Here is a 21091-nt window from a genome sequence, read left to right on the forward strand (position 1 = left end):
TATTCATAGCCGTTGTACCGGTCTACACCGCGGGCCGTCGCAATCCAGAGATACCCCAAGGAATCCTGACAGATATCCCGTATCTGAAGGTTTGAGATCCGGGGTGAAAAATGAAAATTTTGTTGGGCTTTTACATCCGTTTTTGACGTTATAAAAGCAAAAACGGACGTAAATAATAAAATGTATCTGCAATTCATCGTTGAAGGTTTCGGCAATTTCATATTCTTGATAGCACAAAAATAATCATTCTTTGATAATTTTTTCGTTTTTGTTTCAAAAAACATTTTATCCTTTTATATATTATTGTTAATAAGAGTTTTATGGATTATGCTTTTGACCAGAATTTAAATGAATATAGCCCGCATGGGTACAAGAATGAACAGTTTTTGAAAAAAATTGAAACAAATGAGTCTATTATTAGCTAATATTTGTAGAATTTCGTGCTATCGGAATTTTCTATAAAAATACGCGGGGAAAATTTGGTAAAACAAGAAAATTAAACCTAAATTTTTATCTATGAACAAAACATTACTTTACTTCAAGACATGGATGAAGGCAACAGGACGCAATCTGGTCAGTGCGAAGGTGCTGAGCCTGGTTGTTTTGTTGTCGGCAGTTCCATACGCGGCTTTCTCTGGCAATGGGAGCCTATCTGAAGTTTCGGAGTCTATGCAGGCTGGAACTCAGACTGTTTCAGGTACCGTTCAGGATCAGGATGGCACTCCCCTGATCGGTGTGACGGTTACTTCGAGTCCGTCGAACGGCGTGGTGACCGACGTGAACGGTAAGTTTACGATCAAAGTTCCCTCGGGAGCCGAGTTGACATTCAGCTATCTGGGCTATAAGACAGTGAAAGTGAAAGTTGGCGCTCGTACCACGATCAACGTGAAGATGGAAAGCGATTCTCAGCAGCTCGAAGAGCAAGTCGTGGTCGGTTACGGGACTCAGAAGAAAGTTTCCGTGGTTGCCTCCATATCGTCGGTTAACAGCAAGGAACTTCGTCAGAGTTCTTCGCCGAACTTGGCCAACGCGTTGGCCGGACGTCTGGCCGGTCTGACCTCGTTGCAGTCCGGCGGTTCTCAGCCGGGTTTCGACGATGCCGACCTGTATCTGCGTGGGGCTTCCACTACGAACGGTACGAGACCGCTGATCCTGATTGACGGTGTGCCTCGTGACAATATCCGTACGTTGGATGCAAACGAGGTCGCTACGGTTTCTGTGCTGAAGGACGCCGCGGCTACCGCCGTATACGGTGTGCGTGGTGCGAACGGTGTGATCCTGATCACGACCAAGCGTGGCGAAGTAGGACAGACTAAGTTGGATATCTCTTTCGACCAGAGTTTCCAGGCGTTCACGCGCGAGCCGGAAAGGGTTGATTCGTGGGAATTTATGACTTTGCGTAACGAAGCGAACCGGAACGACGGTATGAACGAAGAATATTCCGGAAAGATGATTTCCCGTTCGTTGAATCCGTTGATGGGGCTGGATCCGAATGATCCGGATTATGCATTGAAAGCGGCCAGAAGGCATTATATGTATCCTAACCACGACTGGTATCGTGAAATTTTCAAAAAATGGTCGCCTCAGAGTCGTGTGAACATCAATATCAGCGGCGGTACCGAAAAGCTGCAATATTTTGTAAATGCCAGCTATTTGCATCAGGGTGGTAACTTGCATACGGAACCGAAAAGCAAGCTCGGCTACGATCCTCAGGCAAGGATGACCCGTTACAGCTTCCGTTCGAACTTGGACTATAACATCACGAAGAACTTCAAGGCTTTCCTGAATTTGGGTAGCTACATTGAAAAAGTGGGCATGCCCGGTACTACGACTTACGGCGGAGACAATAAATGGATGATCCGTGACCTTATCCACTGTACGGTAGGTATGAAGCCGATGACCGTAGGTCCTACCACTCCCGATGCGTCTCTGGGCTACGATGTAATTCCGGATAAAGTGATCCGTCCGGTCGAAACCGACCGTTCGCCTTTCGAATCCGTAAACCGTAAAGGTTACCGGGATGAAACCAGAACGAACCTGAATGCGTCTATCGGAGGCGAGTGGAATATGACCTTTATCACCAAAGGTTTGTCTTTGAAAGGTATGGCTTCGTTCGATGCCGTAGCCAATACGATTCTGGGCGGCGACATTACGGAAATGTCTTTCGCAACTTCGGTTGATGAAGATAACGACCAGATCTATTTTGCGGCCGACCGCGAATTGAACGGTACGTTGAGCCTGAGCAAGAGCGGTTATACCAATTATACGGTCAACCTGCAGGGATCGTTGAATTATAGCAGAACTTTTGGCAAGCACGACGTAGGCGCCATGATTCTGGTACAGCGCGATTTTTGGGAAACCAACGGCGCTCCGCTTAACATGCCTTATAATATGATGGGTATGGCTGCCCGCGTTACTTACGGCTTCGATAACCGTTATCTGTTAGACGCCAATATGGGTTACAACGGTTCCGAGCAGTTCTCTCCGAAAAACCGGTTCGGTTTCTTCCCCTCTTTCGCAGTGGGTTGGGTTGTTTCCAATGAAAACTTCCTGAAAGGCAATAAAGTCATCACCAATTTGAAGTTGAGAGCTTCTTATGGTAAAGTAGGTAGCGATAAGATCGGAAACAACCGTTTCCTTTATTTGAGCAATCATACTTATTCTTCAAGTGGCGGCGTTGCCGTCGGCGGTTACGGTACGATCTATGAGAATCGTCCGGGTAACTACAACCTGCAGTGGGAGGTTTCCAAGAAACAGAACTACGGTATCGATCTCCAGTTGTGGAGCGATTGGTCGATTACTTTCGACTACTTTATCGAACAGCGTTCGAAGATCCTGAAGACCCAGGGAATGGCTCCGCAGTTTGCGGGTGTGCCCCAGTGGCCTTACTTGAACCTCGGCGTGGTGGATAACTCGGGTTATGAACTCGAAATTAACTACAACAAATCTTTCAACAAGGATCTGTTCCTCTCTGTAAAGGGTAATTTCAGTTATAACCACAATAAAGTGAAATTCTGGGATGAAGTGCCTTATGCGGACGGTTATTATTACCAGTATCGTACGACCGGACAGTCGCTCAATCAGACTTTCGGTTACAAGATCGACTGGAGCAACGGCAACGGGTATTTCAATACTCAGGAAGAATTGGACAAGTATACGGAAGGATATGTAGACGAGAACGGCGTCGAACACAAGGGTATTACTTACAACCTTTCTACGGCTCCCCAGTTGGGCGATTTCAAGTACATCGACCAGAACGGGGACGGAATTATCGACGAGAAAGACCGGGTGCCCATCGGTTACACGAATGTGCCGCGCGTATCTTACGGTCTCAACGTTTCTCTTAATTACAAATGGTTCGACTTTACGGTCTTCCTTCAGGGGGTAGGTAAATATTCGAGCTATTACAACGGTCAGGGTGTGAACGAGAACATCTATCAGGGTACTTTCTTCAAGTATCACAAAACCGCTTGGACCGCCGAACGTTATGCTGCCGGGCAGAAGATCACTTATCCGAGATTGTCTACCGGAGAAACCTGCTCGAAGATCCAAAATGATTTCTTCGTAATGGACCGTGCTTTTATCCGTCTTAAAGCAATCGAATTGGGTTATACTTTGCCGTCGAATGCTCTGCGTGCAATCGGTATTAATAAATTGAGAGTGTATTTCCGCGGTGATAACCTGGTTACGTGGGATCGTCTGAGAACAAGTACGACAGACCCCGAACAAACGGACCAGATCGGTTATCCTATCGTGAAGACGTTCAACTTTGGATTTAACGTAACATTCTAAGCTACTAAAATTCTCATTATGAAAGTGAAATATATATTTTTATCAGCTATAGCGTCGGTCGTTGCATTGAGTTCGTGCTCGGACGCTTTGGATATGGCTCCGGCTGGTTACATCGACATGTCCACGATATGGAAGGATAACGATAGAGTCGGGGCTTACCTGAATGCTATTTACAGTGGAAGTTATGTTACAGACAAAGGAATCGGACAGTGGTATTTTACTACCAATACTCCGGTTGCCATGTCGGATGATGCGTGGGATGCGGACGCAGAAGTAGAAACGGGATTATATTCGGCTCAGGCTTATAATGGAGTGGCTTCGGCCAGCAACCATCCGTTGTTAAGAAGCGGTAATATCAGTTGGGGCAATCTGTATGAAGGCGTGCGTAAATGCAATATCTTTTTGACTCATATCGATTCGGCAACGGTTACCGAAGAGAAGAACCGCGCCCGTTGGAAAGCCGAGGCTTATTTGTTGCGGGCTTATTTCTATGCGGAATTGATTCGTTATTTCGGTTCGATGGCTCCGCTTATAAAGACTGCCACTGCTTATACGGATGATTTTGAACAATATGCGATTAAATCTACTTACCGTGAGTTGGTCGAGTCTATCATTGCCGATTGCGATTCGGCGCTGGCGGAACCGGCAGTTCCTTGGAGAATTACTACCGGCGGAGAATCGAACCGGGTAACGAAAGCGTTGGCTTGCGCTCTTAAGTCCCGTTATTCGCTTTATGCCGCCAGCCCGCTGAACGCGACGAATGCGCTGGATGCGATGACTTGGGAAGAGGCCTATCAGATCAATAAGGAAGCGTTGGCTAGTTTGCGTGAGAACAGCTATGAACTTTATAAAACGTGCAAGAATCCGTCCGAATACGATGTATTCGCTACCAAAGGGCAGGTGAAATGGAAAAAAGGTTCCGACGCTGCGGCGGCAATGCATGAATATTTCTGTTCAACATTGAGTTATGATGCGAATCCGAACGATAAGGAGACGATTTGGCAAGATCGTGGCGCCCGCGGTGATATGTGGTTTATCAACGGAATCGGTTTCCAGGGATATTATAAGTGCGGATTGACGCCGACGCAGGAACTGGTCGATCAGTATGAAAATGTAAAATACAACAGCAGTACTGCCTTGGAAAGTTATCCGGTTGTCGATTTGGCGTTGCCTTACCGGGATAATACGCATTTGAAACCGAATTTTAATCCTGAAAATACGATTTTCGATCAGGTTTCGAATCCTTATGGGGACAGGGATCCGCGTTTCTACGTAACGGTCGTTTACAATGAGTGTGTTCGTACCGCCTTCTGGAAAAACGAAGAGATCGACGGTCGTTCGGGAGTTCATTATGTCGGAAATGCCATCCGTTCCAAAACGATCTGGACGAATAAGGAAGACGATTACACCGGTATCCATAGCAGTCGTCGTCAGAGAACGCGTACCGGTTACTATCTCAATAAATACTTGAAGCCGTCCGAAGGAGAGAACGCAGGCGGTAGTGTAAAGTATAAAATTTTCCGTTTGGCCGAAATTATTCTGAATACTGCCGAATGCGCTATTAATGCCGGTCATATCCAGGAAGGCATGACGTTGGTCAATGAGATCAGAGACCGCGCGGGAATGCCGGCTTGGCCGACGAGTCTTACGCAGGACGAAGCTCTGTTGTATCTGAAACATGAACGCCGTGTCGAAATGGCGATGGAGGATACCCGTTTGGACGATATGCGTCGTTGGCAGAGGCCCGACGGAGATATGTTGGATTATCAGTGGCCGACGGCTATGGAGATTTCATGGTTGGGCGATGATAAGGAAGGTAAGCCGATGTATACTTACACTCGTAAGCATATTCGGAACTCTCCCCGCCGTTGTTATTCCAATAAGTGGTTGTGGGTGCCCATTCCGTTGAGCGATCAGAATCGGTTGGAAACTTTGACCGGACATGCATGGCAAAATCCCGGATGGTAGTATTTACGGGTTGTGTAAACGATTAAATGATAAATAATATGAGACATAAAGTAAATATTAAAATAGCGCTGTTGCTCACATGCATGTTTTTGAGTGCATTCGGGGCTAAAATCAGTGCGCAGTCGTCAACCGTCTATACCATCAAGGGTGTCGTAACGGACGAGTTTGGCAAGCCGCTGTCCGGAGTGGTCGTTAATTCCGAGACGGGAAAGAACGGAACTTCGACAGATATTGAAGGCTCCTATATCCTGACTGTGGACGATGGAAGTAAAGATATCGTTTTTTCTTATCTCGGTTATAAAGATAAGAAGGTGGCCATCGCAGAGAAGGAAACAATCGATGCGAAATTGGAACCCGACGCTTTGAAAAGCGATGAGATTATCGACATGGGTTTCGTTCAGCAACGGCGGGGAGCAATCTCCGGAGCTGTTAGTTCCGTGAAAGGAACTCCGATAGAAGCCGCTCCCGTTTCGAGTTTCGGTGCTGCTATGAACGGTTTTGTGACCAACTTGATGGTACGGCAGAACAATTATGTGCTTGGTAATGAAACGGTCAGTATGTTGATCCGCGGCGCTTCGAATCCGCAGAATGGGTGGCAGACCCCGTTGATTATGATCGATGGCGTGATGTCTTCTTATAATAGTAACGATGTTTTGCGCTATCTGACTGCAAAAGAGGTCGAATCGATTACTTTGTTGAAAGATGCTTCTACGCAGGCTTTGTACGGGGTTAAGGGAAATGCCGGCGTGCTCGTGATTACGACGAAACGAGGAAAGAAAGGGCCGGTTCGGATCGATGTTTCTTATGATCAGTCTGTACAGCAACCGACGATCTCTCCGAGGTTTTACCATTCTTGGGAGTATGCTACGTTTAAAAATGAAGCTACCTATAACGATAACCCGAGTCTGGGTAAAACGCCTGTTTATTCGCCTGTCGATATCGCCAATTATATCTCCGGAGAAAACAGGGAGTTGTATCCGGATAACAACTGGCGCGATATGTTCTATAAGAAGTTGACCACCATGTCCCGGGCCAATATAAACGTTACCGGTGGTTCGGATAAGTTTACCTATTTCACTCAGGTGAATTTCATGCACCAGGGAGGTCAGTTTAAGACGACTAATGAACGTTATAAGTCAGGATTCAATACCAACTGGTTCAATTACCGTACGAACGTGGATATCAAGGTGAACAAATACCTAAGTTCATACCTGCGGTTGAGCGGTAACGTAAGACGCGACCGCGCTCCCGGAAGCGATGCCTTTTATAACGCGCAGCAGGGATTATATGAAGATATGTATTGGCGCGGAGCGAATATTTACGGTCCTTTGACGCCTGCCGTATATGATCAGGCGACCGGAGAGATGTTGGATCCGGGAGGAAAGTTGGTCGTTGAAGAGAAGAATACTTATTCGATTTACGGAGTGTTGAACCGAATGGGTTATAATAAGGCTACTTCCGTGAACATCAATTCCCAGTTCGGATTGGATCTGGATCTGAGTTTCGTGACCAAAGGGTTGAAATTAGGCGGATATATCGCTTACCAGACTTATGGTTACAATTCTCTTACCGCTATTCAGAGCAATGAACTTGTTAAGAGGAAAACGACCGACGATCCGTCCGTACTCGCTTTCGAAACGATCGGTACGACGAAAGATTCCGAACTGAGTTACGGGAAAGGTTATTCTTCTTACTATCATTTGGATTATCGGGCTTATTTGGATTATCAGCGTACTTTTGGAAAACATAATGTACAGGCTACCGCTTTTATTTACTACCAGAACCTGTCTAAGGCGGATATGGGGTCTTCCAATAATGTTTTGCCTTTCAATACGGTGTTGTCCGGCGTCGAGGCTGCCTATGGTTATGACAACCGTTATTTCGTAAAAGTCGATCTGGGTTATTCTGCGACCGAGCAGTTCGCTCCCGATCGCCGTTGGATCGCTACGCCCGCTATTTCCGGCGCGTGGAATCTGGCGAACGAACATTTTATGAAAAATGTGAAATGGCTGAACGAGTTTAAAATCCGTGCTTCTTACGGACGTACTGCCGAGGACGATTTGCAGAACGGACGTCATGGTTACTTGGATGAGAACCAGTTTGGTACTGGCGGTTCGGTTCCCGTGTTGGCTTATTCTACATGGGAAAATAAAAAGGGATATGCTTTGCTTCAGGCACAAACGATGCTCAAACAAAATTACGGTATCGACGTAGGATTGTTCAACGGGTTTACGTTCTCTTTCGACTATTTCAAAGAACGGATGGATAATATGCTGATCCATGCGACCTCGACGATTCCGAGTTATCAGGGTATTCCCATCAACAATTATCCTGCTACGCAAGTCGGTGTTTACGAGAACAAAGGTTATGATCTGTCGGCTAACTACTACAAACGGATCAATGCGGACTGGAGTTTTAACGTAGGCGGTTGGGTTAGCTATGCCCGTAATAAGGTTATTTACAAAGACGAAACCGAACTGGGTGAAAGCTATTCTTACAGACGTAAAGAGGAAGGATTCCCGCTCGGAACTTCTTTCGGATTGATGGTTGATTATAGCAACGGTAATGGTTATTTCAATTCGCAGGAAGAAATCGATCGTTACGAATGTACTTACGGATGGAACATGCCTTCTCCCAGGGTCGGCGATTTGATCTTCAAGGATATAAACGGAGACTATATCATCGATGAGAAAGATCAGGTTCCTTTCGGATACGGTGGCATACCGCAGGTATTCTACGCTTTCAATGGCGGATTCAAATACAAGAATCTGGAGTTTAGCTTCCTTTTCCAGGGCGTAGCCAGAACGGGGGGATTCGAAAGCAGTACATGGCATCTTAACTACGAAGGGATCTATACTCGGTTGCATGAAGGCGCCTGGACGCCTGAAAGGTATGCCGCAGGGAAAGAGATTACTGCTCCGGCTTTGTCCAATAGTCAGACGTCGAGCGATATGCGTAATAATTCCTACAATTGGAACGACCGGGCATTCCTTCGGTTGAAGAATGTGGAGATCGCTTATACATTGCCGTTGAATGTATCGAAGAAAATTTCTGCGGATAAAATTCGGTTCTCGCTTAGCGGACAGAACCTGGTTACCTGGGGCCGCATGAAAAACAAGGATATTGAACCGGAATACGGCGGTTTGTATACCATTCCTGCCTACCGTGTTTATAACGTAGGTGTCAGTGTTCTTTTCTAACCAGTAAAAGTTCTTTTAACGAGTAAAAAAAAATTGTATGAAAAAACATATATATCTTCTTTTTGCAGCATTTGTTGCCGGAGGGCTTTCCTCTTGCAAGGATGCACTCGATCTGCCGGATGACGGACGTATCAGTTACGAGAGTATCTGGTCGGATCGGAACAGAACGATCGGTTATCTGAATACTTGCTATAATTACGTTTCCGGTCCGAGCTTTGGAGTGATATCTTATACGGACGATGCGCAGGACGCATATGATTACATGGCGAATTCCGGAGTTACTTACTGGTACTCTGGTTTGGTCAGTGCGACTTCATGGCCGCTGGGAGGATCTTGGAGTAATGCATTTGTCGGGATCCGTTATTGTAACGTTTTTATTCAGGCATTGCCGAATGCGACCGCCTATGCCCAGGAGGAGGAAAAGAAAGGTTGGATCGCTCAAGCCCAGGCATTACGCGCTTATTATTATTTGACGCTGATCAGGGAGTATGGCGGCGTTCCGTTGATTACGGAGCCTTATTCTTATGATCACGATTTTTCTTCCGACAGGCGTGCTAAAGTTTGGGAAATCGTTAAGCAGATTCTACAGGATACCGATGATGCTCTTGCAGCTCCGGGAGCCGAGGATATGTCTTATACGAGTAAAGGATTCCGTTGGGTATTGGGCTCGAACTATGCCAATATGATGCACCGCGCATTAGCCTATGCGATCCGTTCGGAAGCGATTATGCTGGCCGTAAGTCCGCTCCACGCTAATGAAGAAGGAAATCCTTATACTTGGGAAGATGCCGCTAGAATTACGAAGGAAGCGCTCGACCAATGTCTGGCTCACGATTATTCTTTGTTTACCCGTCTGCCGGTCGTCCAGACCGATTCGAAGGGCGCCTATGATTATTATTTCTTCACTCCGTACGATTATGACCGTACGAGTGATAAGGAAACGATTTATGGAGTTGCCGGTATTTCGGTTTGGAATTATTACGGTCTTCCGACTAATTCCAGGCAGTCTTCTGCCGGAATCAGTCCGACTCAGGAGTTGATTGACTCTTATGAAACGGCCGATGGACACCCGATTCTTAAGAAAACTGGGGATGGCAAATATTATAAAGATGACTCTCATTTGCAACCGAACTTCAATGAAGCTGCCGGATACGACGATCAGAATCCTTATGAGAACCGCGATCCCCGTTTCTATCAATCCGTTTATTTCAATGGGGCACAGCGTCATTGGGACGATCCGGACGAACTTGTGAAGATTTATGACAATGCGCCGAGAGACAGTTCCTGCGCAATTGATAAAACGACCATTCGGAATACGAGAACGGGTTATTACATGAGAAAGTACGACAAACATACTTCATCTTATGAAACACCTGTTACCGGATATGTACGGAGATTCCGGTTAGCAGAGCTTTATCTGAACTTCGCAGAAGCGGCCAATGAAGCTTATGGCCCGACTCAGCAGGTAGAAGGATATAGCGGGCAGGCTTCCATGTCTGCCATAGAGGCAGTCAATGCAGTCCGTACGAGAGCCGATATGCCGAATGTTAGGGATGAATATACTACGGATAGAGATGTGTTCAGGGACAGGATCTGGAATGAACGTCGGGTAGAATTCGCTTTTGAACCGCTTCGTTTCTACGATATTCGGCGTTGGAAGATCCTTGACGAAGCAGAGACGGTCGTAACGGGTATGCGGGCGACCAAGAACGATAGTGACGGTACGTTTACTTATAAACGGTTCGTTGTCAGCGAACGCAAATCGAATGCGGATACTTATCTGCTTTTCCCGTTGCCTACGGACGAAGTGAATAAGATGTATAAACTTACCGGGACGAACTGGCAGAATCCGGGCTACGAATCTCCCGAATAAGTCGATCGTCTACATGATAAAGAAACGGAAACCAACGGGTTTCCGTTTCTTTTATTTTAGGCGTTGTTGATTATTTTCGCTATAATCATTATATTTACTCTCTGAATAGAACATAAACAAAAGCATAAAATGGGAATTAAACAGATTTTATTAAGTGTTGTGGCTATGTGTGGTATCGTCGGTGCCGGGGCAAAGCCTGCGACGGAAGTGGTTGCGCACCGCGGGTATTGGAAGGCGGAGGGTTCCGCTCAGAATTCGGTCGCGTCGTTGAAAAAGGCGATTGAGATCGGAGCCAGGGGATCGGAATGCGATGTGTATATTACGACGGACGGAGTCGTCGTCGTGCATCATGATCCGACGATCGACGGGAAGCGGATCGACGAAAGCACATACGCGGCTTTGAAAGATTGCAAATTATCGAACGGAGAAGCAATTCCGACGCTGGACGAGCTTCTTGCGATTGCGCGTAAACAGAAACATACGAAATTGATTATCGAGATCAAGTCGCATAATACCCAGGAGAAGGAGGCGGCGGCAGTCGATGCTGTGTTGAAACTGGTGAAAAAAAACAAGATGGATAAGTTGGTCGAATATATTTCGTTCAGTCAAAATGTCTGCGAGCGCCTGATCGCGTTGTCGCCGAAAGCGAAGGTGGCTTATCTTGGCAGCGATCTGACCCCGAAACAGCTCTCCGACAAGGGGTATACCGGATTGGATTATCATATAGGTGCGATGCGGGCCCATGAAGAGTGGTTCGACGAAGCGAAACAATTGGGGTTGGAAGTCAATGTTTGGACCGTCGACGACGAGCCGAATATGAAATGGTTGATCGGTAAAGGCGTTACTTATATTACGACGGACGAGCCCGTTATGTTGCAGAAATTGTTGGCCGAATAGCAAAGGATCGTGTCGGATAAACGATCGTCGGTCTTCTTTTTTCGGATTTTTCGGGAAAAAGAGCGGTGGCGAGGTAAAAAAGTCGCAAGATTTTGCGGATAATTCGATTAATTTTACGAAATTTGCACTCGCTAAATCCGGTTGTGGGAGCACGATCGTTTGGATTTGCCACAATAGCTCAGTCGGTAGAGCATTTCATTCGTAACGAAAAGGTCGTGGGTTCGAGTCCCACTTGTGGCTCAAAAGAAAAAGGAACGTGAAAACGTTCCTTCTTCTTTTGTTTTGGCCCGGTAAGTTTGTTCTCCCTGAGGGAAAGCTTTGTTGCCGTTTTTGCGTGGGCAGTTATTTGCCGTTTTTGCTTTCTTCTTCGGAAAAAGCGTCCTGCACCTCTTTCTTTTTTTCTTCGTGGTCTTTCTTCGTGTAATTTTTCACGTTGTCGACGATCTCTTTTACTTCGTTCCAGAAATTTTCCTCACAAGGATCGCATGTGTTACAATTCTCTTTCATGGCTGTTTTATTTTATTAATGAATAATTCTGCATGAAGACATGCAAAATACGTACTACACCGGCTGCGGACAGGGAATATTCTCGGGAAAAGGGTTAGCCGACCTTTTGCCGGACGGTATCGATTTTTTGCGTTAGCGGTCGATCGGTCGGCGAAAAGCTGTAATTATGCTATACTCTTATTTTGCATTAAGAATTCGCAAGTCGCCTGTTTTTGCGGATAATATAGTGTACGAAGATCGTGGAGGGGGGAATTTCCATAATGACGCCGACATCGTTTGGGTCCGTGTGCAGATTTAACTGGCGGTAGTTCGTCCGGCTGAATTTTATCCACGGATTGTTGTGCATCGGAATTTTAAAGCGATAGACATGCTGGAGGCGGCTGTTTTTCGTTTCGTCGATCACGGAATCATCGTCCGCCGATTGGCATATATACACGTCGTTGTCGTCCGAAGAGGTGCAACAGCCGGTTGTTCCGGACGAAGGAAGAGAGCAATTCCATGGTTCGTGGGCGCCCGATGATGTCCAGCCATTTTTTCATGCCTTCGGTCGATTTGCACTCTCTCTGGTCGATGAGTTTGTCGGCTTTCGGTCTGTCTCCCGTGTAGATGTTCATGCTTCGGGGATCTTCTATTTTGTACAGGGTCGAATGTCCGCGCACGTGTCCCAGAAAATTGGATACATAATATTTTCCTTGAACAGAGACTTTGCTTTCCCGAAAGGTTCCAGCTCTGCCCGCGTTTGTCGAAATACAGGGTTCTGGCTCCTTTGCGGCTACCTATTCGGGCGACGAGCGTGTCGTTCTGACAATGCAGGTAGTGATAGCTGGTAAATACTTGCGAGATGTCGATTTCTGAGAGTTTCTCCCCTGTTTTCGAAAAAGCGTAAAACTTATCTGTCCAGTCTCTGAAATTCGTCATGTCGAACATCCGTCTGGAGAGAATGTAGTAGGTGCCGTCGAGCAGAGTCATCGAACCCAGGTCCAGGTCGCAATCGACATAGACTATACCGAAATTATTCCGCCGATATATAAGGACATTGATTTTTACAAGAATGGGCTGGGCATTATACAGGACTTCGACGACATGTAGGCTCTGGTGTTGAGCAGCGGTGAAATAACGCCTTTTATATATACTTATATCCCGGATGAGAACGGCAATTATTATATCGTCGTTGACGGCGATCCGTATGACGGTAAAAAATTCGGTTTGATGAATGCTAAAGGGAGATATTGATACCGCCCATCTACGACGGGATGGACAACCGGATAACCAATCCTTACTATTCGGATGGGTGGGTAGGGGGAGTCGCCAAGACTTATTCTACATAAGATTCTCAGGTAAACGAGGCGCCGGTTCAAATCAAAGATCTCGTAATACTTCCATAAGACAGACAAGGCTCTCATATATGAGAGCCTTGTCTGTCTTAGTAGCGGGGGAAGGACTTGAACCTCCGACCTTTGGGTTATGAGCCCAACGAGCTGCCAACTGCTCCACCCCGCGGTATTATGGTACAAAGATAACCAAAAAAAACAAATCCGCAAAAAATATCGGCTTTATTTGGCGCGTGCCGAAGGGGTGTTGCGCACAATAGGCTGGTTGTTATTTGTTTATATCGAATATGGAATGATTGCGTGCCGGATTGCCGGATGCGGCGCACCGGTTTCCAGACGCTTTATCCGAAAATCAGGTTCAGTACGTAAGCCAGCCGATAACCGCCTTTGAGCAGTTGCTTTTCGGCCAGCAGGTTGCCTTCGTAGCGTTCCGTGTCGGAAAGTTCCGTGTCGGGTCTTACGATGTCGTAAGCGACGATGCAGTTGCGGGCATTGTCGCTCACCCACTCCCTGGGAGTCCCGCTGACCATTTCGGCCTTTTCGGCTTTCGAACAGCGATCCAGTTGTTCGCACCATTCCGTAACGCTCCATGCGTGGGGGCCGAGCGAAGGCATGTCGTCCCATACGCTGTGGAACAGAATCGCCTCGCCGTCCACTTTCAGCCAGTAGTTCGACGGGCGGTAATTGTAAATGACGTGAGCCGGACAGTGCATGTCGGGCAGGAAGTGAACCAGGTGTTTGATCAGCAGCAATACGGTCGAATCGTCCATGCTCTTGTACTTGCCATCCTTCATCCGGTCGATCGCTTTTTCTACGGCCATCAGCGCATCGCCTGGGAAGTCGCCTTCCGCATATTCGAAATCCTTGTTGACCGGAACGCAATGGTCGAACCATTCGTTCGAGTAGCCGCTTTTGGTAACGTAGCCGAGGTAGTCCATCCACGAGGCGTAATAGATGATGTCGTGTCCTTCGAGGTATTTGGCGATGTTCTTTTTCGCTTTTTTTGTCATGTTTTGTTGTGCGATGGCCGCCGAAATGTCGTGGCCCAATTTGTTCCATCCGAACGAAGAGAAAGGAACGGCCGCCAGCAGGAACGCCGCGATCAGAAGTTTCTTCATAGCGCTTTTTATATATTCGGGTTTAACGATGATTTCATCGTAAAGATAGAAATAATTCGGACTGCGACGATGTTTTGCTCGGATTTCCGGCCGAAAAAAGACATTCCGGTTCCGATATCAGCAGGGAGGATTGCATCCCGGGTCGTCGCACGTCTCTTCCGGCCGTTCGAATTCCAGGGTGGCGTGGGTGATTCCCGTGTGTTCGAGCAGGTGTTTGATCCGGTGCTTGAGCGCTGGAATTTGTTCCGTGTCGCGAACGGCGATGTGGGCTGTCAGGGCGTTCTCGGTCGTGCTGATGGCCCAGATGTGCAGGTGGTGGACGTTTGCGATTCCGGGGTCCGCATCGAGGATCTCTTTCCGGATCCGCTCGCTGTCGATCCCGGTCGGGACGCCGTCCAGCGACAGACGCAGGCTGTCGTGCAGCAAATGCGCGGTCGAGATCAGGATGACTACGGCGATCACCATGCCGATGATGGGGTCGATGACGTACCATCCCGTAAAACTGATGACGATGCCCGAAATCAGTACGCCGACCGAAACCAGCGTATCGGCCGCCATGTGCAGGTAGGCGCCTTTGACGTTCAGATCTTTCTCCTTGTCTTTCAGAAATAGCCATGCGGTAAAGGCGTTGATGACGATTCCCACGCCGGCGACCCAGGCGACGCTGCCTCCGGCGATCGGAGTCGGATTTTTCAGCTTGTCGATACTTTCGGCAAAGATGACGCCGACGGCCACCAGCAGGATACATGCATTCAGCAGCGAGACCAGCACCGTGCTTTTTTTGTATCCGTAAGTGTATTTCGGGGTCGGTTTCAGCCGGGCGAGCCGGAATGCCAGCAGCGATAGGACGAGGCTGACGACGTCGCTCAGGTTGTGCCCCGCGTCGGAGATCAGGGCGACGGAGTCCAGAAAGAGTCCCGCGCCGAACTCGACGGCTACGAAAACCAGATTCAGCAGAATGCCCAGTATGAAAGCCCGGTTCAGGTGATCGACCGAATGATTGTGCGTGTGTGCCATGATGTTTTGTTTTATAAGCAGGGCAGCCGGCTCTTCGGAAGAAGGGCCGGCTGCCTGTATGTTTAAGACGGAACAGCCGTCTCCCGTTCCGGTTTAGATCGAAAGCGTTCTCAGCGTATTCAACAGCTCCCGTTTGATCGGTTTCTGGTTTTTGATCGCTTTGCTGAACGGGATGTAAACCAGTTCATCGTTCTGGATGCCGACCATTACGTTGCGCTGGTCTTCGAGCAGGGCGTTGATGGCGGCTTCTCCGAGCCGGCTCGCCAGAATCCGGTCGCTGGCCGACGGCGAACCGCCGCGCTGAATGTGTCCCAGGATCGTTACGCGGACATCGTACTGCGGAAATTCGTTCTTGACCCGTTCGGCCAGTCCGATGGCGCCGCCGGTCAGTTCGCTTTCGGCCACCAGGACGATGCTGCTGTTCTTCGATTTGCGGAATCCCTGTTGGATGAATTCGCCCAGTTGGTCGACCTCCGTCGCGATTTCCGGGATGATGGCCGCTTCGGCTCCCGAAGCGATGGCTCCGTTCAGCGCGAGGAATCCGGCTTCGCGGCCCATGACCTCGATGAAGAAAATGCGTTCGTGCGAGGTCGCCGTGTCGCGGATCTTATCGACCGATTCTACGATGGTGTTCAGAGCGGTATCGTACCCGATGGTCGTATCGGTGCCGAACAGGTCGTTGTCGATCGTTCCCGGCACTCCTACGATCGGGAAATTGTATTCGGAAGCGAAAATCCGCGCTCCGGTCAGCGACCCGTCCCCGCCGATTACGACCAGCGCCGAGATGCCGTGCTTTATGATGTTGTCGTAAGCGATCTTCCGGCCTTCCGGCGTCCGGAACTCCTCGCAGCGCGCAGTTTTGAGGATGGTTCCTCCCTGCTGGATGATGTTGCTGACATTCTGGGTCTGGAACGGAATGATCTCATCGGTTATCAGGCCTTTGTATCCTCTCATGATCCCTTTTACGTCGAATCCGTTGTAAATAGCCGCCCGCGTCACGGCGCGGATGGCCGCATTCATACCCGGGGCGTCTCCGCCCGACGTCAGAATACCCACGCATTTCTTTCCTTCCATAATCGTTCCTCCTTTTCGGTTCAATCTTTATCCGTTACAAAAATAGTAATTAATCAATTCCCCTGCACATTGGATGCCTGATTTTTTGAACGGAAAGAAAAGAAGAAACCGGAACGTTAATTCCGGTTTCTGCGGTTCAGAATAAAGAAAATTCCTGCGAAGATGAAAAGAAGGGGGAAAATGATCTTTTCGAACGGGATATCCAGGCACAGCCGGTCGACCAGCAGCAGCAGGATTCCGATCGCCGTGACGATGCCGCCCGGGATCCACCGGCTCAGCGAAAGCAGGTAGGTTCCGATCAGAACGACCAGCATGTGCCAGGAGAAGATCAGCTCGAATGCGCTGTCGGATAGCAGCCCGAAGTTGTTCAGCAGCCACAGGATGCCTGCGAGGATCAGGATGATCCCGATAAAAAGATTGCGCGGACGGATTATTTCAACCGTTCGGTTGCGTCCGGGTTTGTCGTTTTCGATGATTTCCATGCCGATGGTAGTTATTGGGTTATGTCGGGTCGGCCGTCGGGATCTGCCGACGCGCCCCCCGTTTTCCGTTTTATTCCGTATAATATTCGATGCGAACGGTGTCGGTGGCCGTCGAGTCGCCTATCGAAACCGTTTCGACGCGCACCGTATCGTTGACGATCGTCGGAGTCGGGATGACGGTCACGCTCCGGGTTACATTGAAAAAGAGTTCGATGTTGTCTTTTCGCACCGCTTCTTCCAAGCGGTCGTAATTCCTTACGACGTATACGCCGATATAGATCAGGATTAGAATCCAGATACCGAACAGCACGGACAGGGTCGTTTTCCGACTCGGCAGGTCGAAAACCAGTTTCATCAGCAGGTAGATGACGATGAAAACCGGCAGGACGAACACCAGCAGCAACAGGATCACCAGCAGGACGCTCTGGGTGCCGGCGATGTGGAACGGCATTCCGACGATCGATCCGCCGATCAGGAATGAAATGACGGCGACGACGGCTGCGATGATGCTCAGCGCCAGAATGCCGCCTACGATCAGAACGAAGGCCTTGATGCAAAACAGCAATACCCGGCCCAGAACATAAAGCAACTCGGAAAATACCGAGGCCGTCCGTTCGTTTTTCGGCGAAGGATGGGCGCTGTTCAGATCTTCGCTGATGTTACGGTGGATCGACGAGGCGGTGATTTTTTCCCCGCTCATCTCCAGCCTTTGGCGCGGCGTGCGCGCTTTCGGGATCGAGAACCACAGGATCAGGTAGAGCAGGGAACTGACGCCGATCAACACCCCGAAAAATCCGCAAAACATATTCAGAAACGGGATGACGCTGATGCAGACCAAGATCAACAGCGGCGAGCAGAAAATCAGGCGCACCAGGGTCGGGTCTACCCGGAAATAGGTGGCCATTCCGTTGCACACGCCGCCGAGTTTGGCTCCGTCGGGGTTGCGGTAGAGCCGTCGCGCGAAGTTGTCGGACGGAACGCTGTCTGCCTGAATGTTGTCTGCCGGCGTGCGCGTATCCATGTCGGGCAGACCCAGTTGGCCGATAATGGTACGGATTCGCTCGGCGGTGACCACCGTGTCGGCGTCCTGTTCGTTCAGGATCAGTTCGCTGATGCGGGCTTCGATATCCGACAGGATTTCGGAGCCGTCCGGATTTCCTTTGTATCCTACCTCGATCCGTACCAGGTAGTCTTTCAAAAGCCGGTATCCTTCGTTTTCGAGGATAAAAGCGATGCCGGCGATGCTGACATTGATCGTGTTGTTCATGGCTGTCGGGTTTTAACGGTTTCCGTCGCGGATGATCCGGATCTGCGAGATCAGTTCACTCCATGCGATGTCGAGTTGTTCGAGGCATTCTCGGCCTTTCTGCGTGATCGAATAATATTTGCGGGGCGGTCCTTGCGGCGATTCTTCCCAGCGGTACGAAAGAAGCCCCTGGTTTTTCTGCCGGGTGAGCAGCGGATAGAGCGTCCCTTCCACCACGATCATTTCGGCGGCCTTCAGCTCGGCGATGATCGATGAAGCATAGGCGTCGTTGCGCGATATGATCGACAGGATGCAATACTCCAGGATCCCTTTCCGCATCTGGGCCTTGATATTGTCTATATTCAGTTCTGTCATGGCCTTACCTCCTGTATTCGTTATGGTTTTCTTGTTTTGCCGGTTCCAGCGGGATGATGATCCACATGACGATGTAGACCATCAGGCCGACTCCGAAAATGATGAACAGCGCCATAAGGACCCGGACCAACGTAAGATCGATTTCCGAGTACTCGGCGATACCGCCGCATACGCCGCCGATGATCTTCTCGCGGCGGCTCCGGTAAAGCCGGCGCTGCCGATCGGGTCCCGGTCCGGGTTCTTGGTCCGGGAGACTGCGGCGCGGTTCCCCGAACTCGCGGGCGCTGCCGATGATCGCGATCGCCCGTTTGACCAGCGCCGCGTCCACGACCTGCGAACGGGCCGAAATCGCGCCGTTGAAAATATCGGCGATCCGTATCTCGATGTCCTGCATCGTCTCTTTGTCGTCCACGCCGTCCAGACGGATTTCGATTTCGTTCAGGTATTTTTTCAACATGCCGTAGGCGTCTTCGTCCACGGTGAACGGGGCGCCTCCTATATTTACATTTACGGTTTTTTTCATGATGTCGCTTTTTTGAGATTAAACGATATTTGAATGGATACGACAAATATATGGAATAGAATTATACTTTGCAATACAAAGTACCATGTTTTTCTCAATCTATTCCGGTACGTAAACGACAAAAGCCTTACAATATGCTTATTGTAAGGCTTTTATTTGGAAATGAGATCGGAATTATTTTTCAGAAAAAGAAAATAATTCCCGAATCAGTGCGAGGAACCGACCGGTTTAGGCCATGTCCCACTGTTCGCGGATCAGTTTCAGCGCAGCCGGAACGCTCTGCGCCCTGTCTCCTTTACAGCCGCATTCGAAGCTGACGTAATTCGGGTAATTCATCGCTTTCAGGGCGCGGAAGCCGTCCACGTAGTTGTCTACGTCGCCGTCTTCGCCGGGCGTGTTGCGGGTGCCGCGGCTGGCGATGTGTACGTGCTGCAGGTGCTCGCCGGCGGAGAAGAAGGCCCCGTAGTCGGAAGGTTCTTCGAAAGTCATGTGCCAGAAGTCGCCCATGCATTTCACGGCGGGATGTTTCGCATCGCGGCAGATCGAGGCGGCGTCGCCTACTTGGCGCAGGTAGAATGCCTCGTTGCGGTTCAACGGTTCGAGAATGACGGTCGTGCCGCACTGTACCGCGTAATCGCCCAACTGGCGGAGTTGGTCTACCAAGTAGTTGCGGGTGTCCATCGTGTGCGGCATTGCGGGAACCTGTCCGTTGAAAGCCGGAACCATGATGACGCCCGTCGAGCCGAGTTCGCCGGCCGCAGCGATGATCTCGCGCATCGTTTGGTCGAACTGTTGCCGCACGGCTTCGTCTTCCGACAGAATGAAGCCCTGGAAACCGGCGCAAATCGCGCTGACCTTGATGTTGCGTCCTTGCAGCAGTTTTTGCAGTTCGCCGACCCGTGCGGCCAAGCCGGCTCCGCCGGGTTCGAAGCCGACCACGCCGTTCTGTTCCATGAAATCGAATTTCTGCTCCAGCGTTTCACCGGGAGCGGTTCCTTCCTGGAACGAGAGTTTCAGTTCCGTTTTTTTCTTTTTAGTGCTGTCGCATCCTGCGAGCATGTTCAGCGGACTGACCGCTGCGACGGCTCCGCCGACCAGCGTCGCCCGTAAAAAGTCTCTTCTTTTCATATTTTTGATTGTTTGTTTCGGTTCGATAATTCGTCCTGCAATCGTTTCAGGTAACGACCGATCCCTTCGGCGTCGCCGGTGTGCGGCGTCCAGGGCGCCAGGTCGGACTCCTGCAACGGAATATACGGGCCGGGCTTCACTTCGTAGACGACCGTACCGCTTTTGAGCACCAGCAGGCTATGCCACTCGCCGGCCGGAATGTCGAATCCGTAAACGCCTTGCTGCGGGTCGATCACGGCACATTCGGCAATTTCGCCCCGGTCGTCGAAAATGAACGAGGCGACGCTGCCGCGCAATACCACGATCGCCTCGTCCTTGGCAGGATTCAGGTGGCGGTGCGCCGGCAGGTAGCTGCCCGGTTCGAGCGCATTCAACAGCCGGTTTACCGGATCGTCCGGCCGTTCGTGAAAGTTATAATTCTTTCGGAGACGGTCGTCCGTTCTGGCCTGGGCGGAGGTACGGTTCAACAGTTCGGCATCGATGAGTTTCATCTTGTTTCAGGTTGTCTCCCGGAACGAATAAAAACGGGTATAGATGTATATACCCGTTTTATTGCCGGA

At 49.4% G+C, this 21091-nt stretch carries 15 protein-coding genes, 2 tRNA genes and 1 pseudogene; 6 read left to right on the plus strand and 12 right to left on the minus strand.

Annotated elements, in window-relative coordinates:
- Positions 1–35 precede the first annotated feature (35 nt).
- A pseudogene (locus GFH31_RS13065) lies at positions 36–284 on the minus strand (two-component regulator propeller domain-containing protein); the annotation flags it as partial.
- Between the two features lie 232 nt (positions 285–516).
- On the opposite strand from GFH31_RS13065, the gene GFH31_RS08065 reads away from it, so the two are divergent.
- From GFH31_RS08065 to GFH31_RS08090, 6 genes are all read left to right on the plus strand, one after another.
- A complete protein-coding gene (locus GFH31_RS08065; RefSeq protein ID WP_228385743.1) occupies positions 517–3792 on the plus strand; it encodes a SusC/RagA family TonB-linked outer membrane protein in 3276 nt (1091 codons plus the stop codon).
- A gap of 18 nt (positions 3793–3810) precedes the next feature.
- Positions 3811–5760, plus strand: coding sequence for a RagB/SusD family nutrient uptake outer membrane protein (locus tag GFH31_RS08070; protein WP_153497757.1), 1950 nt, complete (start codon positions 3811–3813; stop codon positions 5758–5760).
- Between the two features lie 38 nt (positions 5761–5798).
- Positions 5799–8960, plus strand: a complete 3162-nt coding sequence (locus tag GFH31_RS08075) for a SusC/RagA family TonB-linked outer membrane protein (protein WP_172970726.1) — start codon at positions 5799–5801, stop codon at positions 8958–8960.
- A gap of 37 nt (positions 8961–8997) precedes the next feature.
- Positions 8998–10833: a RagB/SusD family nutrient uptake outer membrane protein gene (locus GFH31_RS08080; protein ID WP_153497758.1), complete on the plus strand. Its 1836-nt coding sequence runs from the start codon at positions 8998–9000 to the stop codon at positions 10831–10833.
- A 129-nt stretch (positions 10834–10962) separates the two neighbouring features.
- Positions 10963–11730, plus strand: coding sequence for a glycerophosphodiester phosphodiesterase (locus GFH31_RS08085; protein WP_055202759.1), 768 nt, complete (start codon positions 10963–10965; stop codon positions 11728–11730).
- Between the two features lie 167 nt (positions 11731–11897).
- A tRNA-Thr gene (locus GFH31_RS08090) sits at positions 11898–11970 on the plus strand.
- Between the two features lie 102 nt (positions 11971–12072).
- Here the strand turns inward: GFH31_RS08090 and GFH31_RS12815 are convergent.
- The 11 genes from GFH31_RS12815 to GFH31_RS08140 form a co-directional block, all read right to left on the minus strand.
- Positions 12073–12237, minus strand: a complete 165-nt coding sequence (locus tag GFH31_RS12815; protein WP_172970727.1) for a hypothetical protein — start codon at positions 12235–12237, stop codon at positions 12073–12075.
- A 1427-nt stretch (positions 12238–13664) separates the two neighbouring features.
- Positions 13665–13737 (minus strand) — tRNA-Met (locus GFH31_RS08095).
- A 172-nt stretch (positions 13738–13909) separates the two neighbouring features.
- Positions 13910–14686, minus strand: a complete 777-nt coding sequence (locus GFH31_RS08100) for a S1/P1 nuclease (RefSeq protein WP_101571901.1) — start codon at positions 14684–14686, stop codon at positions 13910–13912.
- 117 nt (positions 14687–14803) lie between these two features.
- Entirely contained in the window at positions 14804–15703 is a 900-nt protein-coding gene (locus GFH31_RS08105; protein ID WP_153497759.1) for a cation diffusion facilitator family transporter, read from the minus strand.
- A gap of 93 nt (positions 15704–15796) precedes the next feature.
- Complete coding sequence (pfkA, locus tag GFH31_RS08110; RefSeq protein ID WP_055202750.1) at positions 15797–16777, minus strand: 6-phosphofructokinase; 981 nt, start codon at positions 16775–16777, stop codon at positions 15797–15799.
- A gap of 116 nt (positions 16778–16893) precedes the next feature.
- Positions 16894–17259: a LiaF transmembrane domain-containing protein gene (locus GFH31_RS08115; RefSeq protein ID WP_055202748.1), complete on the minus strand. Its 366-nt coding sequence runs from the start codon at positions 17257–17259 to the stop codon at positions 16894–16896.
- Positions 17260–17329: 70 nt separating this feature from the next.
- Positions 17330–18526, minus strand: a complete 1197-nt coding sequence (locus tag GFH31_RS08120) for a PspC domain-containing protein (protein ID WP_153497760.1) — start codon at positions 18524–18526, stop codon at positions 17330–17332.
- 12 nt (positions 18527–18538) lie between these two features.
- Positions 18539–18880: a PadR family transcriptional regulator gene (locus GFH31_RS08125; protein ID WP_055202744.1), complete on the minus strand. Its 342-nt coding sequence runs from the start codon at positions 18878–18880 to the stop codon at positions 18539–18541.
- Between the two features lie 4 nt (positions 18881–18884).
- Positions 18885–19403, minus strand: coding sequence for a PspC domain-containing protein (locus GFH31_RS08130; protein WP_153497761.1), 519 nt, complete (start codon positions 19401–19403; stop codon positions 18885–18887).
- A gap of 228 nt (positions 19404–19631) precedes the next feature.
- Positions 19632–20531, minus strand: coding sequence for a sugar phosphate isomerase/epimerase family protein (locus GFH31_RS08135; protein WP_153497762.1), 900 nt, complete (start codon positions 20529–20531; stop codon positions 19632–19634).
- Complete coding sequence (locus GFH31_RS08140; RefSeq protein ID WP_153497763.1) at positions 20528–21022, minus strand: WbuC family cupin fold metalloprotein; 495 nt, start codon at positions 21020–21022, stop codon at positions 20528–20530. Before GFH31_RS08140 ends, GFH31_RS08135 begins: the two co-directional genes overlap by 4 nt.
- Positions 21023–21091: the final 69 nt, after the last annotated feature.

The organism is Alistipes sp. dk3624, assembly GCF_009557455.1.
GTDB classification, from domain to species: domain Bacteria; phylum Bacteroidota; class Bacteroidia; order Bacteroidales; family Rikenellaceae; genus Alistipes_A; species Alistipes_A hominis.

Coding starts and splice junctions, on each gene's coding strand:
- GFH31_RS12815 (WP_172970727.1), bottom strand. CDS start 12,237: ATGAAAGAGAATTGTAACACATGCGATCCTTGTGAGGAAAATTTCTGG.
- GFH31_RS08125 (WP_055202744.1), bottom strand. CDS start 18,880: ATGACAGAACTGAATATAGACAATATCAAGGCCCAGATGCGGAAAGGG.
- GFH31_RS08080 (WP_153497758.1), top strand. CDS start 8,998: ATGAAAAAACATATATATCTTCTTTTTGCAGCATTTGTTGCCGGAGGG.
- GFH31_RS08115 (WP_055202748.1), bottom strand. CDS start 17,259: ATGGAAATCATCGAAAACGACAAACCCGGACGCAACCGAACGGTTGAA.
- pfkA (WP_055202750.1), bottom strand. CDS start 16,777: ATGGAAGGAAAGAAATGCGTGGGTATTCTGACGTCGGGCGGAGACGCC.
- GFH31_RS08075 (WP_172970726.1), top strand. CDS start 5,799: ATGAGACATAAAGTAAATATTAAAATAGCGCTGTTGCTCACATGCATG.
- GFH31_RS08100 (WP_101571901.1), bottom strand. CDS start 14,686: ATGAAGAAACTTCTGATCGCGGCGTTCCTGCTGGCGGCCGTTCCTTTC.
- GFH31_RS08140 (WP_153497763.1), bottom strand. CDS start 21,022: ATGAAACTCATCGATGCCGAACTGTTGAACCGTACCTCCGCCCAGGCC.
- GFH31_RS08135 (WP_153497762.1), bottom strand. CDS start 20,531: ATGAAAAGAAGAGACTTTTTACGGGCGACGCTGGTCGGCGGAGCCGTC.
- GFH31_RS08070 (WP_153497757.1), top strand. CDS start 3,811: ATGAAAGTGAAATATATATTTTTATCAGCTATAGCGTCGGTCGTTGCA.
- GFH31_RS08105 (WP_153497759.1), bottom strand. CDS start 15,703: ATGGCACACACGCACAATCATTCGGTCGATCACCTGAACCGGGCTTTC.
- GFH31_RS08120 (WP_153497760.1), bottom strand. CDS start 18,526: ATGAACAACACGATCAATGTCAGCATCGCCGGCATCGCTTTTATCCTC.
- GFH31_RS08065 (WP_228385743.1), top strand. CDS start 517: ATGAACAAAACATTACTTTACTTCAAGACATGGATGAAGGCAACAGGA.
- GFH31_RS08130 (WP_153497761.1), bottom strand. CDS start 19,403: ATGAAAAAAACCGTAAATGTAAATATAGGAGGCGCCCCGTTCACCGTG.
- GFH31_RS08085 (WP_055202759.1), top strand. CDS start 10,963: ATGGGAATTAAACAGATTTTATTAAGTGTTGTGGCTATGTGTGGTATC.